Here is a 23,453-nt window from a genome sequence, read left to right as displayed (position 1 = left end):
TCGGCGTGTAGACCGTCGTTTTGCCGCTCTTGCGCACCGCTTCCAGCGCGCTGTCGTTTTCTTCCTGGGCGATCTTGTTGGCGTAGTCGGTGGCTTCCTTCAGCGCCTGTTCGAGTTCGGTGCGGATGTCAGCCGGCAAACCATCCCAGAACCTCTTGTTCGTGATGACGGCATAGCCCAGATAACCGTGGTTGGTCAGCGACAGGTGCTTTTGCACCTCGTGCATCTTCTGCGTGTAGAAGTTGGAAATCGGGTTCTCCGTGCCGTCGACCACCCCGGTCTGCAGCGCCTGATAGACCTCGGAGAAGGCCATCACCTGTGGAATGCCGCCGAGCGCGCGAATCTGCTCCTCGAGCACCTTGGAAGACTGGATGCGGAACTTCTTGCCCTTGTAGTCGGCGGGCACATGCAGCGGCGTGTTGGCCGAGAAGGACTTGAAACCGTTGTCCCAATAGGCCAAGCCCTTGATTCCCTTGGGCTCGAGCTTGGCCAGCAGCGCCTTGCCCACCGGGCCTTGCGTGACCTTGTGCAGTTCGGCGTAGTCGTCGAAGATGAACGGCAGGTCGAAGGCCTCGAACTCCTTCACGCCCAGCGGGCCGAACTTGGCCAGGGACGGCGCGAGCATCTGCACCGCGCCCAGCTGCAGCGCCTCCATCTCTTCCTTGTCTTTGTAGAGCGAGCTGTTGGCATACACCTCGACCTTGACACGGCCCTTGGTCAACTCGCCGGCACGCTTGGCGAAAAACTCCGCTGCCTTGCCTTTGGGCGTGTTCTGCGCCACGACATGGCTGAACTTGATGACAATCGGCGACTGGGCAAGCGCCGGCAAGGAAAGCGAAAAAGCCGCGGCCGAGGCCAGGGCCAACACGGAACGACGCGCAAAACGGGTCATGGACAGTCTCCTGAAGTTCGAACGAGAACCAGCTCAGTATCGGTCGCAGCCGCCGCTGGCGCCATTGTGGAAATCCACATATGCGCGCCGTCGAGATCAGGGTTTTCCCTGGCTCGCGCTGTCCGTGGGGCATCCATGAATCCACCCACTTCGACGCCTGCGCCAGCCGCGAACGCCAGCCCCAGCACCCGGGCGATCTGGCTGCTGCCGCTGCTCGCCTCGGTCGTGTTCGTGGCCGGCGTCGCGGCGCTGGCGCAGTATTGGTTCAACGCCGAGCTCGAAGACCGCCGCCAAAGCCTGATCACCGACGCCCTCAACGTCAGCGCGCAGCTGCGCACGCAACTCGATGTCGAGCGCTCGCGCGCCCGCACACTCGCCGAGCAACTGCGCAAGACGCCGCATACCCAATCCGCCTTGGCCGAGAACCCCGAAGTCGTCGCCGGCCTGCGCCGGCTCTGGCTCAGGGTGACCTGGCTCGATGCGGGCAACCGGGTGATCGCCGAAGTGCCCGCCGCATCCGCACGACGCGCCGAGAACAGCAACGGCGAGCGCTTTCCCGGCCTATCCGCGCACCTGAGCGCGAGCTACCCCACCGCCACGACGCCGGCGGCCGACCGTTTCGGCAGCGTGGCACCGCCAGCCCCCGAAGGCTCGGTGGTGGTGCGCTACGCGCTGCCGGTGCTGCTCAAGAATGCCGCGCCCTGGTGGCTCGCCCGCAAGTACGAAGTGCAGTTGCTCGACAGCGCCGACCAGCTCCTGGCTTCGGTCGACGATGGAGCCGTGCCGGCCCGCGGGCCCGACCATGAAAGCTACCGCATTCCACTCGACGAAGATCTCCCCGGCGTGCTGCTCGAACTCACCGCCCGCGAGCGCACTCCCCGCCTTTGGACGCCCGTGCCTCTGGTTCTGATGGTGGGCTTCCTGGCGCTGATGGCGCTGGCGACCGTGCTGCTGCGTCGACAGGTGCAGCAGGTCAGCCGCGCCGAGGCGGCCTGGCGCACCGAAGCCACCTGGCGCAGCGCCATGCAAGACAGCGCGCTCGTCGGGCTGCGCGCCCGCGACGCCGAAGGCACGCTGTTGTATGTGAACCGCACGTTCTGCGAGTTGGTGGGCTACAGCTCCGAACAACTCGTCGGCCGCAAGCCACCGATGCCGTACTGGCCGCCCGAGGCGCTCGAGGAGGTCATGACGCGCAGCCGCCGCAACTTGCAGGGCCACGCACCGCGCGAGGGCTTCGAGGCGGTCTGGCGCCATGCAGATGGACGCCCGATTACGGTGATGGTGTACGAGTCCCCGCTGATCGACGCACAGGGCCGGCAAATCGGCTGGATGGGTTCCATCATCGACATCACGGCGAAGAAACAGCTCGAGGAGCGCGAGCGCCGTCAGCTCGAAGCCCTGGCCCGACAGGCGAGGCTGTCGAGCTTTGGCGAAATCGCCTCGGCGCTGGCGCATCAGCTCAACCAGCCGCTCGCCGCGATTGCGAGCTACAACGCGGGCGTGTTGCAGATGCTCGAGCGCCAGGGCTACACCGACGCGGTCGTGCTGCAAGCGCTCGAGCGCCAGGGCGAGCAAACGCGGGAAGCGGGCCGTATCGTGCAACGCATGCGGGAATTTCTCACCCGGCGCCAGCCCCGGCGCGAACGGCTGGCGCTCGAGGCGACGATCACGCGGGTCCACACCCTGCTGCGCCATGACTTCCTGCGCCAGGGCATCGATTTGCGCTGGCGTGAGCCCACGGGGCTGCCGGCCGTTGATGCCGACGAAGTGCTGATCGAACAGCTGCTGATCAACCTGCTGCGCAACGCCGCCGATGCCCTCGAGGCCAGGGAAGACCGCAAAATCGAAGTGCGCGCCGAGTGGGACGGCGGCCGCTTCGTTCTGGTGCATGTCGAAGACAGCGGGCCGGGCCTGCAGGGCCGCAGCTTCGAAGAACTGTCCACGCCCTTTCACAGCACCAAAGCCGACGGACTGGGCCTGGGGCTGGCCATCTGCCGCTCCGTCGTCGAGGCGCACGGAGGCGCCTTCGACTGCGGCGTCTCACACTTGGGCGGCGCGCGTCTGAGCTTCCGCTTGCCGGTCGCCGCAGACGCCTTGGGCCCAAACGGTGCGGCCCCGTCTGAACGCGACGCAACCCAGGCATCCGCATGAGGACAACGCCATGAAGCTCGAACACCCTGCTGCTGCGGCCACAGGCACCGTCTACCTCGTCGACGACGAGGCCGCGGTGCGTGATGCGCTCAGTTTCCTGTTCGCCTCCCACGGCTTGGAGGTTCGGGCCTACACCGAGGGGCCGGCGCTGCTCGAGGCTTTGCGCGAGCCAGCCCCATTGCCGGCCTGCATCCTGCTCGATGTACGCATGGAGCCGATGTCGGGTCTGCAGGTGTTCGACGAGTTGCGACGCCTGGACGTCCCGCTGCCGGTGATCTTCCTCAGCGGCCACGCCGACATCGCGATGGCGGTGGACGCGCTCAAGCAAGGCGCATTCGACTTCATCGAAAAGCCCTTCCACGACGCGGTGCTCATCGATCGGGTGCGCCAGGGGCTCGCCGCCTGTGACGCGGCGGTGGCCCAGGCGTCGAGCCTGCGTACGTTACGCGCGCGCATCGAGGGTCTCTCGCCACGCGAACGCGAATTGATGCACCATGTAGCCGCAGGAAAGCTCAACAAGGTCATCGCCGACGAAATGCACATTGCCGTGCGCACGGTCGAAGTCCACCGCTCGCGCGTGTACGCCAAGCTCGGCGTGCGCTCAGCCGCCGAACTCGCAACGCTGTTGGTGCGCGCGGGGTTTTAGGGCAACGCTGAACAAGTCCCCCGCGCGTCGCGCATCCCGGCTGCGGGCGGTCTGCGTCGTTGCAAATCCTCGCCATAGCTGCGGCTATGGCTGCGGTTTGCGCCTCGCATCCCATCCCGCGGCCGGGCGCGCGCCATCACGGGAACTTATTCAGCGTTGCCTTAGGCTGAGTCAGCGTTGTCCTCAGCTCGGCTCTGGGTCCTGGAAGCCCCCGCGACGCAGGGTGACCACCAGCGTGTCGCGGTGACCGCCGGTAGCCAGCGGTTGGATCGGCGTCGTTTCGTGGATCACCCGCAGGTCGTCGAGCAACAGCACCGACCAGGGCTCGGTCAGCGTGAAGCGCTGCCCCGCGGGCCCCGTCGCCTCGAACACGCGCGTCTCACCGCCCTTGATGCCCTCGCGCGCAACGAGAAACACCGCGACCAGTTCCACCCCGTCGCGATGCGCCCCTTCGGGCGTGGGGCGACCGATGCCATCGGTGGTGTCGATGCGGAACTGGTGCGCCTCGACATACCAACGCTGCGGAGCATCGGCGCTGGCCTTGAGCGCATCGGCCACGCGGGCCAGCCAACGCAGCAGCGCCAGCCAAGCCGGCTGCGCGCTGGTCGATTCCGCGATCGGCTCGAACCAACGCTCGATCCCGCCGTGCAGCGCGTTGTATTCGAGCGGCTGCCAATGCGCGCGGTGCGGCGTGCGCGTGACCGCATCCCCCTCGACGACGAAGCTGGCATGGCGACGACGCCGATACCGACCGCCATCTCGCAAATAGCGGTCGGGTGGCAGGTCGGACCAATCGGCCGCGAGGACGTGCAGCGCATCGGGCGACACGCCCGCGAGCCGCATCAGGTCGGAAGCACCGAGCACGGCATAGCCCTGCGTCGCCAGCTGCGTCCCGAGCCGATCGACCGGGGTCAAGGGTGGAGCAAAAGTCACGTCGGGCATCGTTCGGGGCTGGGGAGAAGACGCGTCGGAGCATACCCCGTCGGCGGGCACTGACCGCGGATCCGGACCTGACCTGGATCAAGCAGACCCGCGATCGCCGGGACTAGACTTCTGCTTTTTTCGGAGACCCACCACATGGCTCTGCTCGAATGGACCGACGCGATGGCGGTCGAGGTGCCCGCCATGGACCAGACGCATCAGGAGTTCGTCGCCCTGCTCAACGCCCTCGAGTCAGCCAGCGACGAAGCGCTCATCGACCGCTATGTCGCGCTGCTTGCGCACACCGACGCGCACTTTGCGCGCGAAGATGCCTGGATGCAAGCCACGGGTTTTGCGGCCTCGAACTGCCACAGCATGCAGCACAAAATCGTCATGGACGTGCTGCGCGAGGGCGAAAAGCGCGGCCGCGCCGGCGACCTCGAAGTCCTGCGCGTGATCGCGCGCGAGCTGGCGCAGTGGTTCCCCCAGCACACGGACGCGATGGACGCGGCACTCGCGCAGCACCTGCTGCGCACCGGCTTCGATCCGGCCACCGGCAGCGTCACCCGGCCCGAGGCACTGCCGCGCGCCGCCCTACATGGCTGCGGCGGGGCAAGCTGCACCGACCCTGAAGACTTGGCGCCGGCTGGCCTGAGCGCTTAGCCAGGTAACGCTGGGCGAAACCGGGAAACTCCGTGGGCTTGGAAACGCTGATCCTCATCGCCTTGCTGGGCGTTTCTGTGTCGATGCGGCCGTGGCGGCTGCTGCGCGGATCCGGCAGCGCCTTGCTCACGCCGCTGTTTGCCAGCCTGACCTTGCTGCCTTGGCTGTGGGCCTTGCCGCGCATGCACGCCATGCCACTGGCTTTGCAACTCTCGGGGGCCTGCGCGGTGACGCTGATGCTCGGCTGGCCGCTCGCAGTGCCGGTGCTCGTTCTGGTCGGGCTGCTCTCGGCCATCATCACGCCCGCGCCGGTGGCGGAGATCGTGGCCCAGATCGTCTGGTTCGGCCTGGTGCCCTCGACGCTCTCGCTCGGGCTCGGCGTGGGCTTGCGGCGCTGGTTCGGCGAGCGCCCCTTCCTCTACATTCTTGGGCGAGGTTTTCTCGGCACGGTGCTGTGCACCTTCGCGGGGGCGAGTCTCGCGCTGTGGATGGGTCACGACATCGCCCACACCGCAACCGCCTTGGGCCTCGTCGGCCGCTGGCTGCTGGCCTGGGGCGACGGCTTCATGACCGGCATGTTGACGGCCATCTTCGTGGCCTTCAAGCCGCAATGGCTGGCGACCTGGTCCGACCGGCTGTATCTGCGCAGGCGCGAGGGCAACGCTGAATGAGTCCCCGTGATGGCGGACGGGGTTCGATCGCGATCCGGCCGGTTTGAGGCTTGATGCAGATCAGCCTTCGTGCACGCCAGGCGCAGGCATTGAGATAGATCAGCCCCCCTTTTCGGCGCCGTCGTACAGTGTGCTTCACGCGCCGGGTTGACAGGCCCGCGCGGTCTGCAACGAAAGGATCTCCATCATGAAAGCACTCGTCGATCTGTTCTCTACCGACTATGGCCTGATGAGCGTTGCCGGCATCGCCTTCATGCTGGGCATGGCCGTGTTTTTCATCCGGCTGTTCACCAACAAGATGGACGAAAGCGCCAAGCAAGCTGGCAAGTAAAGCAGCGGGCGCGGCCGACCCGAATCCTCGAGCGGCGCTGATCCAGCGCGGTCCTTACTCGAGCACGGCCGCGTAGACCATGTTGCGGAACAGCGCGCGGTAGTACTCGCGCTGGTTCGGTGCCTGGATCATCAGGATGGCCTGCAAGCCCAGGGCCGGGTCTGCGAAGAAACTCGTGCCGGCCAGCCCACCCCAGTAATACATGCCCACCGAGCCCGGCGTGGGCGCGAGGCCCGCTGCGGTGCGCACCGCGACGCCAAGGCCAAAGCCATGCCCCGGCGGCAACAAGGCCGCGCTGCCGGCACTGGCACGCGGCAGATCGCCCAGATGGTCGGCGGTCATCCAGTCGACGATGTGCGGCCCGAGCAGGCGCACGTTGTCGAGCGTGCCGCGGTTGAGCAAGAACTGCACGAAGCGCGCATAGTCTCGCGCCGTCGAGACCAGCCCGCCCCCGCCGCTCTCATGGCGGCCCGGTCGCCGGTAATCGGTCACGATCATCATCGGCGCGCCGTCGGGGTCCTTGGGAAAGGGCTCGGCCAGCCTGGCCAACCAGTCCTCGGGCACGTCGAAGCGCGTGTCCTTCATGCCCAGCGGCTCGAACACACGCGCCTGCAGCCAAGCGCCCAGCGTCTCGCCACTCACCACTTCGATCAGACGCCCCAACACGTCGGTGGCCCGGCTGTACTCCCAAGCCGTGCCAGGCTGGATCAGCAGCGGCAACGTGGCGAGCGTCGCGGTAAAGGCTGCGTTGTCGCGTTCGCGCGAGCCGATGCGGGCCTGCGCATAGGCGCGGTGGACTTCGGTACTGCCCAAAAACTCGTAGGTGAAACCCGCGGTGTGCCGCAACAGGTCGTGCACCGTCGGCGCGCGCTGCGCCGGCACGCGCTCGCCAGTGCCGGGCTGCAGCACCTCGAGCGAGGCAAATTCCGGCAGCCAGCGCGGCAGCGGGTCTTCGAGCTGTAGGCGCCCCTGCTCGACCAGCATGAGCACGGCAGCCGACACGATCGGCTTGGTCATCGAATAGATGCGAAACACCGTGTCGCGCGTCATCGGCTCGCCGCGCAGCGGGGCGCGCAGACCCAGATGCTCGAACAAAGCCACTTGCCCGTGCCGCGCAATCAGCACGACCGCGCCGGGCAGCCGGCCGCGGTCGATATCGCCCTGCAGCGCATCGAGCAGGCGCTGCAGCCGCAGCGGACACAGCCCGAGGTCGCCCGGCCGGGCCTGGGGCAGAGGGTGTATGCCGTGCATCATGATTGGAAACTCCGAAAGATCAGACAGGGATGCTGCGGCTGTGGCGCCAAGGCGGCAGGCGCGCGCCGCAGTGGTAGCAGAAGACCGCCTCGGGCAAGTGCCCCTCGGTCAGGCATTCGTGGCAGGTGCGGGTGGTGATCGCCCAATAGACGGCCACGGGAATGCTGGTGTAGCCGTTCTCGGGTCCTTCGACCACGTACATCAACGTGCCCATGATCACCACCACCAGCACGACGACCATCAGGAACACGGCGATCTAGCGCCGACTCGCCAGCAGCGCAGCCCCGAGCGACTGGAACTCGCTCATGTAGGCGGTGAGCTTGAAGATCCGGAACACCCGCAGCAGCCGCAACACGCGCACGTCGATCAACGCATGCACGCCGGGCAACAGCATCGCGAGGTACGTCGGCAAGACGGCGAGCAGATCGATCGCGCCAAAAAACTCGTCGCGTAGCGCCAGGGATGCCGCACACAGGCCAAGCGGGCGAGATATTCGAGCGTGAAGATCAGGGTGTAGCCCCATTCGAGCGCCGAGAAGACCGAACCGAAACGCTGGTGCAGCGACTGCACGCTGTCGGCCATGACCACACCAACGCTGGACAGAATCAGCGCAATCAGCGCGCGGTCGAACCACTGGCCCGCGCGGGTATCGGCCTCGAAAATGATGGTGTAGAGCCGCAAGCGCCAGCCCTGCAGCGGCTTGCCGTAGGCGGGCGCAGCTTGCGGCTCAGCGAGTGCGCTGAGTTTGGCCATGGGATCGGTCGAAGAGGCACATGCCGGGCCATGATACCGAAGCGCGGGGGGTGTACCGAAAAGTCTCTTTTTAATAGCAAGACCCGACCGTTTGACGCCGGCATTGAACGATCAAGCCTCAAAATTGGCCCACTCGGCCTCTTGCAGCGCGCGCCACATCACCTTGCCCGCGCCGCTCTTGGGCAGCGCCTCGACGAACTGCACCAGGCGCGGCGCCTTGTAGGCGGCCATGTGCGCATGGCACCAGTCGATGAGTTCCCGCTCGCTGATGCGGCCGCGCCAGTCGGCGCGCAACACCACGACCGCCTTGACGGTTTCGCCGCGGTAGGCGTCACGGGCGCCGATGACGCAGGCTTCGGCAACCGCCGGGTGGCGAAACATCAGCGCTTCGACCTCGGCCGGCCAGACCTTGAAGCCCGAGGCGTTGATCATGCGCTTCAAGCGGTCGGTCATGAAGAAATAGCCTTCCTCATCGACACGCCCCAAGTCGCCGGAACGGAAAAAGCGCTTGCCGTCCCGCACGACGAAGGCCTCGGCCGTGGCGTTGGCCTGCTTCCAATAGCCCTGAAACACCTGCGGGCCATGGATGAGGATTTCGCCGGCTTCGCCGGCGGGCAGTTCCTGCAGCGTGTCGGGGTCGACCACCCGCGCGTCGGTGCTGAGAAAGGGCACGCCCAGGCACTGCTGCTTGGGCCGGTCGGGCGGGTTGGAGTGCGAGGGGCCGCCGGTTTCGGTGAGGCCATAGCCCTCGACGTAGCGCAGCCCAAATTGCTCGAGCAAACGCTGCGCCACCGCCTGCGGCATAGCCGCGCCGCCCCCGCCGATGTAGATGAGGCTCGAGAGGTCGAACTGCGCAAAGTTGGGGCTCGCGAGCAGGTCGATGACCATCGTCGGTATGTTGGTCCAGTGACTGACGCGCCAGCGGGAAATCAAGCGGCCAGCGAGGTCACGGTCCCAGCGCGGCATCAGCACCAGCGTGGCGCCCATGTAAATCGCCGCGTGCATCACGCTCACCATGCCGGTCACATGAAACATCGGCGCGACTGCCAATGTCACGTTCTCGGAACTGCCGTTGCCCCAAAGCGTGCTGGCCACGGCGTTGTGCATGATGCTCGCGTGCGTGTGCATGCAGCCTTTGGGCAAACCCGTGGTGCCACTGGTGTAGGGCAGCAGCGCGAGATCGCCCGGACCGGCAATGTGCACCGGCGCCGACGACGCCGCGCCGAGCGCATCCGGCCAGCGATGCACGACGCCACCGGCAAGCCGGGGCAGCGCAGCGTCGGCGAGCAGCCAGGGTGCCCAAGCCGCAGGCACCGGGTCAGACTCCTCGGCATCGGGGTCAAATGCGTCCAGATAGCGGGTTACCAGGAGATGGGCGAGCCGTTGGGCTTCGGGCAAGGCCTCGCTTGCAGCGGCGAACTCAGCCGCGAGGTCGGCACTGGTGATGGCCACGCGGGCGCCGGGGTCGCGGATGAAATGCTGCAGTTCCTCGGACCGATTCATTGGATTGACCGGCACCACGACCGCGTTGGCGCGCAGGATGGCGAAGTGCGCAATCACCAACTGCGGACTGTTTTGCAGACACAGCAGCACACGGTCGCCCGGGGCCACGCCCTGCGCCACGAGCCATCCTGCCAGCGCCTCGACCGCGGCGTGCAGCGCTGCATACGAGAACGTGCGCCCAAAGAACGCCAGCGCCGGCTTGTGCGGGTAGCGCCGCGCACTGATGTCCAGATTGGCCCAAAGCGAAGTGGCCGGCGGCGTGATGGTCCGCGGCAGCCGCGCGGGCCAGTGATGGTGGTGCGGGCGCAGCGGGGGCGTCGGGATCGGCATCGGGGCTCCTCGGGCAACGAAGGACGATCCTAGGCGCGAGCGCTCCGCCGCTTTTGTCGCCCGCGCGACCCGCTGCAGCGCGGCGCATGGCGCATCGCACGGCTTACAACTGGAAGGCCAGCCAGAGCAGCAGGCCTTCGGCCACTTCGCGCATCAGCGTCGGGTGCCGTGGGTGGTAGGGGTGCGCGCCGACAGCCTGGCGCTCGATCCAGGCCGCAAAGCGCCGTACATCGTCGGGTTCATCCCAGGCGAACATCAGCTCGAAATTCAAAAACAGGCTGCGCTCGTCGAGGTTGGCCGAACCGGCGAAGGCCAGCGCCTCGTCGACGACCACAGCCTTCGCATGCACCATGCGCGGCAGCAAGCGCACCTCGACACCGGCGGCGGCGAGTTCGCGCAGCGCGCGGTGGCGGGCCAGATCGGCCAGCCGGTGGTTGGACCGCTTGGGCAGCACCAGCGTGACCCGCACACCCCGGCGCGCCGCGAGCGTGAGCGCCAGCAGCAAAGTTTCGTCGGGCACGAAATACGGCGTGACTGCGACGATGCGCTCGCGTGCGTTGAAGAAGCTCGACACCAGAAGGGCAAACAAGGTGTCGTCGGCCTGGTCCGGGCCGCTCGGGATGAGTTGCAGCTTCGGGCAAGGCTGAACAACACCTCCGCCCTGTATCGGGTCAGGCGCCTGGGCGTCGCGGGGCATCGGGGGTGGCGGCTCCTGGCCTTGGGCGAAGGCCCAGTCCCGCTCGAACAAGGCCCGCGCTTGCCCGGCGGCTTCGCCCTCGAGGTCGAAGCTCAGATCCAGCCAGGCCGCGCGGTGGGCATCGCCGGTGAAGTATTCGGCAGCGAGGTTGCGCCCACCGCTCCAGAGCCAATGGCCGTCGACGATGACCTTCTTGCGGTGGTTGCGCAAATTGGTGCGCCCGCGCAGACCAGAACGCAAGGGCGGCACGAAAAGCCGCACCTCGATGCCGCGCGCCTCGAGCCGCCGCAGATCCGGATGGCCGCCCAGCCACGCCCCCACGCCATCGATCAGCAACCGCACGCGCACCCCCGCGGCCACGCGTTCGGCCAGGGCCTCGGCCAGAGCCTCACCGAAGGCGTCTCGACCGTAGAGGAAGGTGCTGAGCAGCACCTCGCGTTGCGCGCGCGCAATGCCGGCATGCAAAGCCTCGGCCGCAGCGGCGCCGTCCTCATGGATCTGCAGCCGCGCATAACACGCCGGTGGCGGCAGGCCGAGCGCGGCCGCGAGCGGCTCGAGCGGCCCGGTCCGCGCCGCCCCACTCGAGCCCTTCGCGGCAGCCAGCTCCGCCCGCTCACGCCGCCGCACCATCTTGCGGTTGCCAAACAGCAAATACAGCGGCAGTGCCACATAGGGCATCAGCACCAGCGCCAGCACCCAAGCCACGGCCGCCGACGGGTGGCGCCGCTGGTGCAAGGTGCGCGAGCCGGTCGCATAGACGCCCAGCCCCAGCAACGCCAACAGGCCATGCAACGAGAACGCGTGGTCGAGCACGAAGTTCACCATGAGCCTTATGATGCCAGCCATGGCTGTGCTTCGGCGTTCCTGGTTCTTGCTGCTGCTCGTCGCGCTGCTGCCCTGGCGCGGCTGGGTCGGCGACGCCATGGCCTTCGAAATGCTGCGCATGGGCTCGGCGCCGATGAGCGCCACCGCTGGGGGCTTGGCTTCGAGCGCTGAAATGTCCGACTGCCCCATGCACGCCGCCGCAGGCGCGGCGTCCAGCGAGGACGGATCGTCTGCCCCTCAAGCCGACCGGACGGAAGCCTCCAAAGGCCACGCAGACGGCCATGCCGCGCCCTGCACGCTCTGCGACATCTGCCACGGCAGCTGCGCCGCGCCGGACACGCCCGCACTGGCGGCCCTGCGCCTGCCCACCGCCCCGCCCTCAGCGCGCCTGCCGCACGGGCTGGCGCTGCACCACGCCCCCGACCTGCGCCCGCCCATCGCTGCATTCCCCATGTGCTGACGCACGAGGCCACGCCCAAGCGCGCGGCCGTGACGTCTAAGGCAACGCTGAACAAGTCCCTCGCGCGTCGCGCATCCCGGCTGCGGGCGGTCTGCGTCGTTGCAAATCCTCGCCATAGCTGCGGCTATGGCTGCGGTTTGCGCCTCGCATCCCATCCCGCGGCCGGGCGCGCGCCATCGCGGGAACTTATTCAGCGTTGCCCTAAGCCCGTGCTTTGAGATTCATTTTTCATAGCACTCGATGTCCGTTTCACGCCGGGAATACGATGTTTTCATTCAAAAATCTCTCTCCAGGGGGGCGCTGGACGCCGCTGCTGGCTGCGTGCGTCCTCGCGGGCTGCGCCAGCACGCCGGGCGTGCCCCCGCAGCAAACCGTGGCCGAGGCGATCGCTGGGCGCACCGGGTCGCTCGCCGTCGGCGCGGCTGACCTCTCACCGCTGCCCGACAGCGTCGGGGCAACCGCCGCTGCAGCACCGGTCGATGCGCGCATCGATGCGTGGCTGGCCGAGCCGCTCAGCGACGCCAGCGCGGTGCGCATCGCGCTGTTGCGGCACCCGCAAATGCAAACCCTGCTCGCCGAGCTGCAACTGAGCCAAGCCGAGGCACGGCTGGACGCGCAACTGCCCAACCCGCAGCTGGTGCTGGCGCGCTTGCGCGAGGGCGACGCGCGCGAGCTCGACCGGGCCTTGCGTTTCGACCTCTTGGGCCTGGTGACACTGCCCTGGCGGCAGCGCGCCGCCGAGCGCGCCGAGGCCGCCGCCCGCTGGCAAGCCGCCCAGCGCGTGCTGCTGCTCGCGGCGCAGGCGCGCAACGCCTGGGTCGACGCAGTGGCCGCCGCCTTGATGGCGCGCCAGACCGCTGCGGCGCAGGAAGCCGCCGAACTCGGCGTGGAGCTGGGCCGACGCATGGTCCGCGCCGGCAACTGGAGCGCGTGGCAGCTCGGGCAAGCCGAACTCGCTCTAGCCGAAGCGCGCCAGCGCAGCCTGGCGGCCGAGCACGCCGCCGGCCTCGCCCGGGAGCGGCTCGTGCGGGCGATCGGGCTTGCCGACGCGCCCGAGCGCATCCGGCTGCCCGAACGCCTACCCGATCTGCCGGCCCAGCTGCCGCTCGACGCGGCCGCTGCCGAACGGCGGGCCCTCGCCGAGCGGCTGGACCTGCGCGCCGCGCGCGAACAGGCACAGCAACGCGCCGAGGCGCTGGGCGCGACCCGCAGCACCGGAGCCCTCGACACGCTGACGCTCGGCGTCGAGCGCAACCGCATCAGCGACCCGGCCGGCCGCACGACCCAGCGCGGCGTCGAGCTGGAGCTTTCCCTGCCGCTGTTCGACGCCGGCGGCGCCCGCAACGCACGCGCCCAAGCCGAGCTGGCCCGCGCGAGCGCCGAGCTGCGCGAGGTCGCCGAGCGCGCCCGCACGGAAGCACGCACCGCCTGGGCGCAGTGGCAGCGTGCGCACCAGGCAGCCCGCCACTGGCGCGACGAGCTCGTGCCACTGCGCCAGCGGCTCAGTGAGGAAACCCTGCTGCGCTACAACGGCATGCTCACCAGCCCTTGGGATGTGCTGACGCAGGCCGCCGCGCAGTCTGCCGCCGTGGCCTCGGCCATCGCCGCTGAGCGCGACTTCTGGTTCGCCGACACCGAACTGCAACTCGCCCTCACCGGCACCTCGCCCCGTGGGCTCGAACGCCCCAGCGACGCCGCGCCCACCGCCGCGTCCGCGACCCCTACCCCGCAAGGACATTGACCATGCAACGCAGACAGCTTCTGACTCGAATGGCCCAGGGTGCCGGCCTCGCGGTCGCCGCCACGGCCGTCCACCGCGCGGCGCTGGCCGCCCTGCCCGAGCCGCCGACGCAAACCAGCGCCGAGACGGCTGGGCCGCTCTTTCCCCCCAACGGTCGTCCATACCGCCCCGTGGTCACGCTCAACGGCTGGACCCTGCCCTGGCGCATGAAAGACGGCGTCAAGGAATTCCACCTCGTCGCCGAGCCCGTGGTGCGCGAAATGGCGCCGGGCTTTCGCGTCAACATGTGGGGCTACAACGGCCAGTCGCCGGGGCCGACCATCGAAGTCGTCGAAGGCGACCGGGTGCGCATCTTCGTCACCAACCGCCTGCCCGAACACACCACCGTGCACTGGCACGGCCAGCGCCTGCCCAACGGCATGGACGGCGTCGGCGGCCTCACGCAACCGCACATCGAACCGGGCAAAACCTTCGTCTATGAATTCGTGGCGCGCCGCCCCGGCACCTTCATGTACCACCCGCACGCCGACGAGATGGTGCAGATGGCCATGGGCATGATGGGCTTGTGGATCACCCACCCCAAGGGTCGCCATCCGCTGATCGCCGAGGTCGACCGCGACTACGCCTTCCTGCTCAACGCCTTCGCGGTCGAGCCCGGCAGCGCGACGCCACAAGTCAACACCATGCTCGACTTCAACATCTGGAGCTGGAACAGCCGCGTCTTTCCAGCCATCAGCCCGCTGGTGGCGCGGCTCGGCGACCGGGTGCGCATCCGCATCGGCAACCTCACCATGACCAACCACCCCATCCACCTGCACGGCCACGAATTCGAAGTGACCGGCACCGACGGCGGCCCGGTACCCCGAAGCGCCCGCTGGCCCGAGGTCACCACCGACGTCGCCGTGGGGCAAATGCGGCAGATCGAGCTCATCGCCGACGAGCCCGGCGACTGGGCCTTCCACTGCCACAAGAGCCACCACACCATGGGCGCCATGGGTCACAACGTGCCGACGATGATCGGCGTCGATCAGACCGATCTCGTCGAGCGCATCCGCAAGCTCGTGCCCGACTACATGGCCATGGGCGACAAAGGCATGGCGGAGATGGGCAGCATGGAAATGCCGCTGCCCGACAACACCTTCCCGATGATGACCGGAGTCGGCCCCTTTGGTCCGCTGGAGATGGGCGGCATGTTCAGCGTGCTCAAGGTGCGCGCCGATCAGAAGCCGGGCGACTACAGCGACCCCGGCCCCTACCGCCAACCGCCAGGCACCCAGGCGCGCGAATGGGTTACGCCCACAGAGCCGCCCCCGCCCGCTCCAGCCGCCCCCGGGCCCGCTGCCCCTGCCAACGCCCAAGCGCACAAGCCCGGCGGCCACGCACACCACTGACGATCCCCATCGAACCCTGCACCATCAAACCTCAAAGGAGCTGACATGACCCCGCAAACGGATATCAAAACCATAGCAATCCTGTCCCTTTTGACAGTGACATCGGCCGCTTTTTCTGCGGAAAGCATGCCAATGGGCCACCACCACGCCACGGCGGCATCCGCGCAGGCTCCGGCCGCCGCCGAATCGCCCTGGACCGAGGGCGAGGTGCGCAAAATCGACGCCGCGGCGGGCAAGATCACGCTGCGCCATGCCGACATGCCGCATCTGCAGATGATGGGCATGACCATGGTTTTTCGCGTTGCCGACCCCGCGCTGCTGCAAGGGCTTGGGGTAGGCCAGGCGGTGCGCTTCAAGGCCCAGCGCGAGGGCGGGCAGCTCACCGTCACCGCCATCGAGAAGCGCTGAAGCCCGCGAGTGCCACGGCGATGACCGGCCCCGCCCCCGCCGACAGCCTCACCGACGTCGCCGGCATCGAGGTCGGCCACTTCACCGACCCGCGCCGGCCCACCGGCTGCACCGTGGTGCTCGCGCGCGAGGGCGCAGTCGGCGGCGTCGATGTGCGCGGCGCCGCCCCCGGCACGCGCGAGACCGACCTGCTCGAACCGGGCAACACCGTGGGCGTCGTGCATGCCGTGCTGCTCTCGGGCGGCAGCGCCTATGGGCTCGATGCCGCCACGGGGGTGATGCGCTGGCTCGAATCCCACGGCATCGGCCTCGAAGTAGGCGCAGCGCGCGTGCCGATCGTGCCCGCCGCCGTGCTGTTCGACCTCGGCCTCGGCGACGCCCGCATCCGCCCCGACGCGGCTGCGGGGGCAGCCGCCTGCGCCGCCGCGAGCCGCGCACCCGTCGCCCAAGGCAACGTCGGTGCCGGGGCAGGCGCCACCGTCGGCAAGATGTTCGGCATGGCGCGCGCCATGAAAGGCGGCATCGGCAGCGCCTCGATCACGATCGGCGGCGTGACGGTGGGTGCTCTCGTCGCCTGCAATGCGCTCGGTGACGTGCGCGACCCCGACAGCGGCCAGCTGGTCGCCGGCGCGCGCGGCGCCGACGGCACGGGGTTCGTCGATACGCGGCGCGCGCTGCTCGCGGGCGAGCCGCCGCTGCCCATCCTCGCGGGCACCCAAACCACGATCGGGGTGATTGCCACCGATGCCCGACTCGACAAAGCGCAAGCCCGTCGCCTCGCGCAGATCGGCCACGACGGCCTGGCGCGCAGCATCGACCCGGTGCACACCCTCTCCGACGGCGACACCTTGTTCGTCCTGGCCACCGGTGGGGCACCCCGCCGCAGCGATGCGCCCGGCATGACGGTGTTGTGCGTCATGGCCGCCGAGGTGGTGGCCCGCGCCACCGTGCGCGCCGTGCGCGCCGCACGCGGCCTGGAGGTGGGCGGACTGTGGCTGCCCGCCGCATCCGACTTCGAAGTGCCTCGGCGCTGACGCTGCGCGGCAGCGCTCTACCTTCGGGCCGTATCCCGGCTGCGGCCGGGCGCGCACCATCGCGGGAATGGGTTCAGCGTTGCCCCAAGCTGTTGCGCAACGCCTGCTGAGCGACGGCGTCGAGCGCTCCGTCGACCATCAGTCCGGCCGAAACGATGCGGATCATGCCGCTGGCGAGCAAGCGCGCCATCGAGCGGCGCGACATCGAGTGCGCCCGGCCCCGGCTCGAGGTAAACATGAACAGCGTTCGATGCGGGCTGCTCCACGTGAGCTTGAGCCGCGTCCACTGGCCATCGAGCAGGAGCTCGACCCAGGCGCCTTCGGCGATCGCATCGCTCGCGGCCTCGGCCTGCGCGCGTGCATCCCACGGAACCTCGGGCGACTCGGGGTCGACCGGAAGCACGGCGTCGGCCTCGATGTAGCCGAAATGCTCGGTTTCGTTCTCGGCCAGCCAGGGGGTATCGGCCGGCATGACGGCTGCGGCCTCGGCCAGCGTCGCGCCGGCTTGCGCCGCATCGCCCGAGGCTTCGGCTTCCTCGGCCGAGACGCCTTCGAGCTCATCCCCGACCGCCAGCCCCGCGGCGATCGCTGCCTCCCGCCGCGCCCGGGCCTCGCGCAAGACCTCCTCATGGCAGGCAATCAGCGCATCGAAAAACAGCCCGATCTGCTCGGGCGAGCGTCCGAGCAGTTCGAGCCCGCTGCGCAAGGTCGCCAGCAAGCCCGGAATGATCTTCACCAGATGCGCCGGATTGCGCCGCGCCAGCCGCGGCTGCACGCTCCAGACCAGTGGCTCGATCACCGCCTGGTACGCGCGCACCGAAGCCTCGTCGGCCACGCCGCGCAGCTGCGCCTCGGCGACCACCTGAGCCCAGGGCCCGAGAATGAATCCGCGCACCAGCGCCGGCACGGGCTTGTCGGCCAGGCGCGTCGACCATTGCTCGACCAGGCGCTGTGCGAGCAGGTTGCGCTGCTCGATGTGCAACAGTGCACGCGCCGCCTCCTCACGCTGTTGCAGCAGCTGGCGATCGGCCTCGGCCCAGTGTGCTTTCAGGATGGCCAGCGCCCGCGTGAACGCATCGGCGCCGCCTGCGGGGTTGCGCAACAAGGCCTCGACCCCCTCCTCGACCGAGGCCAGAAACGCATCGAAGCCCGGATCCTCCGCGGTCGGGAAGGCGAGGCTGCGGTCGGTGACCTGATCGAGCCACTGCCGCGCCGGGTGATGCGCTTCGCTGAAAAACCGCATGTCCGAGCGTGCCAAAGACACGAGCATGGGTTCGAGCCGCCGCAACTGATCCCGAAGCGGCGGCAGCAGTCGCTCATCGGCCAGCAGGTTTTCCACCATGAGGCGGCCGACTTCCTCGCCGATTTGCTGCGCCAGCGCCCGTCCTTCGAGCGGTCGGCGGCGCAAGGCATCGGCCTGCTGCCGTGCCGCGCGGGCGCCGCCCTTGGCGCTGCGCTGTGCTTCGAGTCGAGCAATCATCGCCTCGACCTGCTTCATGTCCTGCAGCGAGACGACGCATGCGGGCACGGTGTGCAAGAAGTCCCCTGCCGGCGCAACCAGGTTCGGCCCCCGCAGCAAGTCCCCCACGTCGGCGTTGAACAGCCGCCGCAAGCGCTCGAGCGTCAGCACGGTCCGTGCGGCCTCACTCGCAGGGGCATCCGTCGCCGCGGCAGCGCCAGCCGCGGCCGTCGCCAGCGCCGTGCGCTCGGTCACCGCGGGTTCGACCTGGTGCGCGGCCATCCACTCGGAAAGCTCGCGATAGAGCTGCCGCACGCCCGCGGCGAAACGCCCGGACGACACCGCCAACAGCTCGGAGCGGAGTTCGGGCACCGGCAAATGCGCCGCAAACGCATCGCGGTAGGCCTGGGCCCAAATCTCGGGGCGCAAGGGGTTGATCGTAGGCTGCACGCTGATCCAGCCCATGACGCTGCTCATCAGCGCATCGAAGCGGGGGCGCACGTCGCTGACCGCGACCTCGACATCGCGCTGCACGCGCGCGAGTTCGATGCTCTCATCGAGCGCTCGCGCATCGAAAAACTGCAGCTCATCGAACCGCACGGTCGTGTGCACCCGATCGCTCGAGCCGCCGCCAAAGGAAAGAATGCGCAGCTGGCCCGTGAAGGCCTTGCGCAACGAGTCACGCCGTTCGACGAGCTGCCGGATGGCCGGCAAGAGCGCGGGCCGCGGGGCATCCGGGGCTGCGCCCTTGCTCCCCGCGGTCAGCGCCAGCAGCAGGCCGTCGAGCACCTGGTCGATCAAACCCGGCGCCTGCGCCAAGGCCATCTCGAGGCAGGCCGACACCGTCGGCTTGCGCGCGGCCATCGGGTCGATCAACCCGATGCGAGGTAGAGCGGCGGGCTTATTCATCGGCGCGAGTATTGCAGGAAAGCCGCCGCTTGCGCAGCCCCCGCGCCGCGCCGCTTGCACCGTCGCCGCTTACTTGAGCGCCTTGTAGCGCACGCGGTGCGGGCGCGCGCCCTCTTCACCGAGGCGCCGCTTTTTGTCGGCTTCGTATTCCTGGTAGTTGCCGTCGAAGAACACCCACTGGCTGTCGCCCTCGGCGGCGAGGATGTGCGTCGCGATGCGGTCGAGGAACCAGCGGTCGTGGCTGATGACGAGGATGGAGCCCGCGAACTCGAGCAGCGCATCTTCGAGCGCGCGCAGGGTTTCCACGTCGAGGTCGTTCGAGGGTTCGTCGAGCAGCAGCACGTTGCCGCCGGCGATCAAGGTCTTGGCCAGGTGCAGCCGGCCGCGCTCGCCGCCCGAGAGCGTGCCGACCTTCTTTTGCTGGTCACCGCCGTTGAAATTGAAGCGGCCGCAGTAGGCGCGGCTGGCCATCTGGAACTTGCCGACGGTGAGGATGTCGAGCCCGCCGGAAATGTCTTCCCAGACGGTCTTGTCGGCGCTGAGCGCGTCGCGCGATTGGTCGACGTAGGCGAGCTTGACCGTCGAGCCGATCACCACTTCGCCGCTGTCGGGCTGCTCTTTGCCTGCAATCATCTTGAACAGCGTGGACTTGCCCGCGCCGTTGGGCCCGATGATGCCGACGATGGCCCCGGGCGGCACGCTGAACGACAGGTTGTCGATCAGCAGCCGGTCGCCGAAGGACTTGCTGACGTTCTTGAACTCGATGACCTGATTGCCCAGGCGGTCGGCCACGGGAATGAAGATTTCCTGCGTTTCGTTGCGCTTTTGGTATTCGTAGTCGGAGAGCTCTTCGAAACGAGCCAGACGCGCCTTGCTCTTGGCCTGCCGACCCTTGGGGTTCTGCCGCACCCACTCCAATTCCTTCTTCATGGCCTTCACGCGGGCGTCCTCGCTGCGCTGCTCCTGCTCGAGCCGCGCCTCTTTTTGCTCGAGCCAGCTCGAATAGTTGCCCTTCCAAGGAATGCCGTGCCCGCGGTCGAGTTCGAGGATCCACTCGGCCGCGTTGTCGAGGAAGTAGCGGTCGTGGGTGACGGCCACGACGGTGCCCGGGAAACGCTGCAGGAATTGTTCGAGCCACTCCACCGATTCGGCGTCGAGGTGGTTGGTCGGTTCATCGAGCAGCAGCATGTCGGGCTTGGACAGCAGCAGCCGGCACAAGGCCACGCGGCGCTTCTCGCCGCCGGAGAGGTTCTGGATCACCGCATCCCAGGGCGGCAGGCGCAAGGCATCGGCCGCGATTTCGAGCTGATGCTCGGAGCCGTCGCCGGCAGTTGCCAAAATGGCTTCGAGCCGCGCTTGCTCGGCGGCGAGCGCGTCGAAGTCGGCGTCAGGCTCGGCATAGGCGGCGTACACCTCTTCGAGCCGCTGCTTGGCCTGCAAAATCTCGCCCATACCGCCCTCGACCGCCTCACGCACGGTCTGCTGGGGGTCGAGTTGTGGCTCCTGCGGCAGGTATCCGATCTTGAGGCCGGGCATCGGGATCGCCTCGCCCTCGTATTCCTTGTCCACCCCGGCCATGATCTTGAGCAGCGTGGACTTGCCCGAGCCGTTGAGGCCGAGCACCCCGATCTTGGCGCCCGGGAAAAAGCTGAGAGAAATGTCCTTGAGAATCTGGCGCTTCGGCGGAACGATCTTGCCGAGGCGATTCATGGAAAAGACGTACTGGGCCATTGTTTGACTTCCAAAAAAAGCGGCGCCTGTTGCAGGAATGCACAGCGCCCATGCGTCAATTATCCCAGCATGCGACAATACGGCTTGTTGCGGCACCCAGTTATCCGCACATCAGCACGTTGCTGGGGACGAACGAGGCCCATCGCGCCTTGCGGCTCCCACCCCCCGAAGTCCATCGACCTTGACTGGCCCGACATGCCCCGCATGCCGGAACAGGCCGATGTTCCAAGCGCCCAGGACGGGCGCATCCTTATGAAATTTGAAGATCTCCAACTGGCTCCGGCCATCGTCAAGGCCGTGCAGGAGCAAGGCTACGAAACCCCCACGCCGATCCAGGCCCAGGCCATCCCGCTCATCCTCGCCGGCCATGACCTGCTCGGCGGCGCCCAGACCGGCACCGGCAAGACGGCTGCGTTCACGCTGCCGATGCTCGACATCCTCTCGCGCGGCGAGCGCAAGAAAAACAAGTTCGGCGGCACGTCGATCCGCGGGCTCGTCCTCACCCCGACACGCGAACTCGCCGCCCAGGTCGAGGAATCGGTGCGCACCTACGGCAAATACCTCGACCTGAGCTCCGCCGTCGTCTTTGGCGGCGTGGGCATGAACCCGCAGATCAACGCCATGAAGCGCGGCGTCGACATCCTCGTCGCGACCCCGGGCCGGCTGCTCGACCTTCAGCAGCAGGGCTTCCTCGACCTCTCCGGCGTGCAGATGCTCGTACTCGACGAAGCCGACCGCATGCTCGACATGGGCTTCATCCATGACGTGAAGAAGGTGCTCGCGCTGGTGCCGCGTGACAAGCAAAGCCTGCTGTTCTCGGCCACCTTCAGCGATGAAATCCGCGAGCTCGCCAACGGCTTGCTCAAGAACCCGCAAAGCGTGCAGGTCACGCCGCGCAACACCACCGTGCAGCGCATCCGTCAAGTCATCCACCCGGTCGGCCGCAACAAGAAAAAAGCCTTGCTCGCGCACATCATCCAGAGCAAGAACTGGAGCCAGGTGCTGGTGTTCACCCGCACCAAATTCGGCGCCAACCATGTGGCCGACTTTCTCAACAAGAACGGCATCACCGCGATGGCGCTGCACGGCAACAAAAGCCAGAGCGCGCGCACGCAGGCGCTTGCCGGCTTCAAGAGCGGGGAGATCCGCGCCCTGGTGGCGACCGACATCGCCGCGCGCGGCATCGACATCGAAGACCTGCCGCATGTGGTGAACTACGACATCCCCAATGTCAGCGAAGACTATGTGCACCGCATCGGCCGCACCGGCCGCGCCGGCGCCACCGGCGAAGCGGTCAGCCTCGTGAGCCTCGACGAAGAAGGCTTCATGATGGACATCGAGCGCTTCACCAAGCAGGAAATTCCGGTGGAGTTCATCGAGGGCTTCGGTCCCGAACCCGGCGAAAAGGCCGAACCCATCGCCATGGGGCGGCAAACCCTCTGGGGCGGTGCGGGCAAGCCTCCGAGCCGCGAGGTCATGGCCGCCGCGGCCAAAGCCGCGCGGGCCGAGATGACGCAACGCCTGCGCGAGGGCAAGGGCCAGCGCGGCGGTGGCGGCAACGCGGGCGGCCGCGCCGGTCGGAGCGACGGCGGCGCGCAGCCCCGAGCCGTGCGACCCGAAGCATCCGCTGCCCGCGCCGGCCGACCGGCCGACCGTGGCCAAGCCGGCCGCAAAGGCCCGAACCCCAACGCCAGCCAGCCACGCGCAGGCCGCACAGAGCCCCGCGACGACGAATACGGCAGCGAATTCGCACCCGATGAGCTGCCGCGCAACGTCGATCCGCTGCGCACCAACCTGCATGGCACGCGCAATGCCCCGCGCCGCCCCGCGGTTGACGCATCCGGCCAGCCCGACCCGATGCGCACCAGCATCGACAGCATGGCCGGCGGTGCCGGTCGTGGCCGTCGCAGCGGCTTCGCCGGCAAGCGTTCCGGCGGCGGCGCCAACCGCAGCGGCAACAGCGCGCCACGGTTCGGGCGCTGAGCGCGCCGCGCGTCAAACCCGCACGAACAAGGTCTCGAGCGGCGCGTCGTCGAGCGCGCGGCTGCGGTGGCCGTGCACGTTCGGGTCGAACACAGCCCCCTCGGGCAGCAAGTCGGCTGAAAGAAAGCTCTCCCCGGGGCCGAAGATGCGCGTGCTGCCGTCCTGCAGGCCGATCTCCATGCGCCCGCGCAGCACGATCAGCCACTGCGGGTACTCGGTGCAGTGAAAGCGGCTCTCGAAGCCCGCAGGGCTCCAGCGCCATTGGTAGCCGCCCGAGGGCGCCAAGGGCGATAGCGCCGCCGCGGGGCTGCCTGCGCACAGTTCGATGATCTCGTCGCGAAAGCGCGCGCGGCCGTCGACATCGGTGTAGAGCACGGTGCGGGTGATTTGGGGCATGGGCAGGTCTCCGTCGTGAATCAAAGTGTGGATGTTCGCATGCACGCCCCGCGGGCGCGACGCGCGAAGGACTGGTTCAGCGTTGCCCTACCATGACCGCATGGATCAAACAGCCCCCCACCCCTCTGCTTCTTCGTCCATCTGTTTCGGTCTGCAGGGCCGCGTCGTGCTCATCACCGGCGCGGCGCAAGGCATAGGCGCGGCCTGTGCGCGCCGCTTCGCGCGCGAGGGCGCGCAGCTCGTGCTCCTCGACGTCGATGCCGCGCGCAACGAGGCGCTGGCGGCCGAGCTGGGCGCGCTCGCG

20 protein-coding genes and 1 pseudogene are annotated in these 23,453 nt (G+C 68.2%); 12 read left to right on the top strand and 9 right to left on the bottom strand.

Going from position 1 to position 23,453, the window contains the following annotated elements; all coding sequences use genetic code 11:
• The coding region (locus JHC36_RS11365; protein WP_287919226.1) for a TRAP transporter substrate-binding protein at positions 1-892 on the bottom strand (892 nt) is incomplete at its 3' end.
• A gap of 135 nt (positions 893-1,027) precedes the next feature.
• Here JHC36_RS11365 and JHC36_RS11360 point away from each other — a divergent pair.
• Positions 1,028-3,043: a two-component system sensor histidine kinase NtrB gene (locus JHC36_RS11360; RefSeq protein ID WP_287919224.1), complete on the top strand. Its 2,016-nt coding sequence runs from the start codon at positions 1,028-1,030 to the stop codon at positions 3,041-3,043.
• Positions 3,044-3,053: 10 nt separating this feature from the next.
• Positions 3,054-3,689 (top strand): response regulator transcription factor, encoded by a 636-nt coding sequence (locus JHC36_RS11355; RefSeq protein ID WP_287919222.1) that lies wholly within the window; start codon positions 3,054-3,056, stop codon positions 3,687-3,689.
• Between the two features lie 183 nt (positions 3,690-3,872).
• On the opposite strand, the gene JHC36_RS11350 is transcribed toward JHC36_RS11355, so the two are convergent.
• Complete coding sequence (locus tag JHC36_RS11350) at positions 3,873-4,631, bottom strand: 2OG-Fe dioxygenase family protein (RefSeq protein ID WP_287919220.1); 759 nt, start codon at positions 4,629-4,631, stop codon at positions 3,873-3,875.
• Between the two features lie 135 nt (positions 4,632-4,766).
• Between JHC36_RS11350 and JHC36_RS11345 the strand changes: the two genes are divergently transcribed.
• From JHC36_RS11345 to JHC36_RS11335, 3 genes are all read left to right on the top strand, one after another.
• On the top strand, positions 4,767-5,273 hold the full coding sequence (locus JHC36_RS11345) for a bacteriohemerythrin (RefSeq protein ID WP_287919217.1): 507 nt from the start codon (positions 4,767-4,769) through the stop codon (positions 5,271-5,273).
• A gap of 32 nt (positions 5,274-5,305) precedes the next feature.
• Entirely contained in the window at positions 5,306-5,944 is a 639-nt protein-coding gene (locus JHC36_RS11340; RefSeq protein ID WP_287919214.1) for a hypothetical protein, read from the top strand.
• A 187-nt stretch (positions 5,945-6,131) separates the two neighbouring features.
• Positions 6,132-6,275, top strand: coding sequence for a DUF3149 domain-containing protein (locus tag JHC36_RS11335; protein WP_287919212.1), 144 nt, complete (start codon positions 6,132-6,134; stop codon positions 6,273-6,275).
• A 54-nt stretch (positions 6,276-6,329) separates the two neighbouring features.
• On the opposite strand, the gene JHC36_RS11330 is transcribed toward JHC36_RS11335, so the two are convergent.
• From JHC36_RS11330 to JHC36_RS11315, 4 genes and pseudogenes are all read right to left on the bottom strand, one after another.
• Complete coding sequence (locus tag JHC36_RS11330) at positions 6,330-7,529, bottom strand: serine hydrolase domain-containing protein (RefSeq protein WP_353846139.1); 1,200 nt, start codon at positions 7,527-7,529, stop codon at positions 6,330-6,332.
• A 19-nt stretch (positions 7,530-7,548) separates the two neighbouring features.
• Positions 7,549-8,282: pseudogene (locus JHC36_RS11325) on the bottom strand (ion transporter).
• Positions 8,283-8,393: 111 nt separating this feature from the next.
• Positions 8,394-10,115 carry a long-chain fatty acid--CoA ligase gene (locus JHC36_RS11320; protein WP_287919209.1) on the bottom strand — a complete coding sequence of 574 codons (1,722 nt, stop codon included), beginning with the start codon at positions 10,113-10,115 and terminating at the stop codon, positions 8,394-8,396.
• Between the two features lie 103 nt (positions 10,116-10,218).
• Complete coding sequence (locus tag JHC36_RS11315) at positions 10,219-11,658, bottom strand: phospholipase D-like domain-containing protein (protein WP_287919206.1); 1,440 nt, start codon at positions 11,656-11,658, stop codon at positions 10,219-10,221.
• Here JHC36_RS11315 and JHC36_RS11310 point away from each other — a divergent pair.
• From JHC36_RS11310 to JHC36_RS11290, 5 genes are all read left to right on the top strand, one after another.
• A complete protein-coding gene (locus JHC36_RS11310; protein ID WP_287919204.1) occupies positions 11,657-12,097 on the top strand; it encodes a hypothetical protein in 441 nt (146 codons plus the stop codon). The genes JHC36_RS11315 and JHC36_RS11310 overlap by 2 nt on opposite strands.
• A 265-nt stretch (positions 12,098-12,362) precedes the next feature.
• Complete coding sequence (locus tag JHC36_RS11305; RefSeq protein WP_287919202.1) at positions 12,363-13,838, top strand: TolC family protein; 1,476 nt, start codon at positions 12,363-12,365, stop codon at positions 13,836-13,838.
• A 2-nt stretch (positions 13,839-13,840) separates the two neighbouring features.
• Positions 13,841-15,229 carry a multicopper oxidase family protein gene (locus JHC36_RS11300; protein ID WP_287919199.1) on the top strand — a complete coding sequence of 463 codons (1,389 nt, stop codon included), beginning with the start codon at positions 13,841-13,843 and terminating at the stop codon, positions 15,227-15,229.
• A 132-nt stretch (positions 15,230-15,361) separates the two neighbouring features.
• The gene (locus JHC36_RS11295; protein ID WP_287919196.1) at positions 15,362-15,637 is read left to right on the top strand and encodes a copper-binding protein; all 276 of its coding nucleotides are present in this window, start codon (positions 15,362-15,364) and stop codon (positions 15,635-15,637) included.
• 20 nt (positions 15,638-15,657) lie between these two features.
• On the top strand, positions 15,658-16,671 hold the full coding sequence (locus JHC36_RS11290) for a P1 family peptidase (RefSeq protein ID WP_287919193.1): 1,014 nt from the start codon (positions 15,658-15,660) through the stop codon (positions 16,669-16,671).
• 73 nt (positions 16,672-16,744) lie between these two features.
• Here JHC36_RS11290 and JHC36_RS11285 read toward each other — a convergent pair whose 3' ends face one another.
• Together JHC36_RS11285 and ettA are read right to left on the bottom strand one after the other, a co-directional pair.
• Positions 16,745-19,039, bottom strand: a complete 2,295-nt coding sequence (locus JHC36_RS11285; protein WP_287919190.1) for a DUF1631 family protein — start codon at positions 19,037-19,039, stop codon at positions 16,745-16,747.
• A 69-nt stretch (positions 19,040-19,108) separates the two neighbouring features.
• Complete coding sequence (gene ettA, locus JHC36_RS11280; protein WP_124223412.1) at positions 19,109-20,770, bottom strand: energy-dependent translational throttle protein EttA; 1,662 nt, start codon at positions 20,768-20,770, stop codon at positions 19,109-19,111.
• Positions 20,771-21,022: 252 nt separating this feature from the next.
• On the opposite strand from ettA, the gene JHC36_RS11275 reads away from it, so the two are divergent.
• Positions 21,023-22,753: a DEAD/DEAH box helicase gene (locus JHC36_RS11275; RefSeq protein WP_287919185.1), complete on the top strand. Its 1,731-nt coding sequence runs from the start codon at positions 21,023-21,025 to the stop codon at positions 22,751-22,753.
• A 12-nt stretch (positions 22,754-22,765) separates the two neighbouring features.
• Here the strand turns inward: JHC36_RS11275 and JHC36_RS11270 are convergent, their stop codons facing one another.
• Positions 22,766-23,149 (bottom strand): cupin domain-containing protein, encoded by a 384-nt coding sequence (locus JHC36_RS11270; protein WP_287919182.1) that lies wholly within the window; start codon positions 23,147-23,149, stop codon positions 22,766-22,768.
• Positions 23,150-23,249: 100 nt separating this feature from the next.
• Here JHC36_RS11270 and JHC36_RS11265 point away from each other — a divergent pair.
• Positions 23,250-23,453: SDR family NAD(P)-dependent oxidoreductase (locus JHC36_RS11265; RefSeq protein ID WP_287919179.1), on the top strand; the 204-nt coding region annotated here is incomplete at its 3' end.

The sequence above is a fragment of the Tibeticola sp. genome (assembly GCF_022759015.1).
Classification (GTDB): Bacteria; Pseudomonadota; Gammaproteobacteria; order Burkholderiales; family Burkholderiaceae_C; genus Tibeticola; species Tibeticola sediminis.
This window is presented reverse-complemented; position numbering and strand designations above follow the sequence as displayed.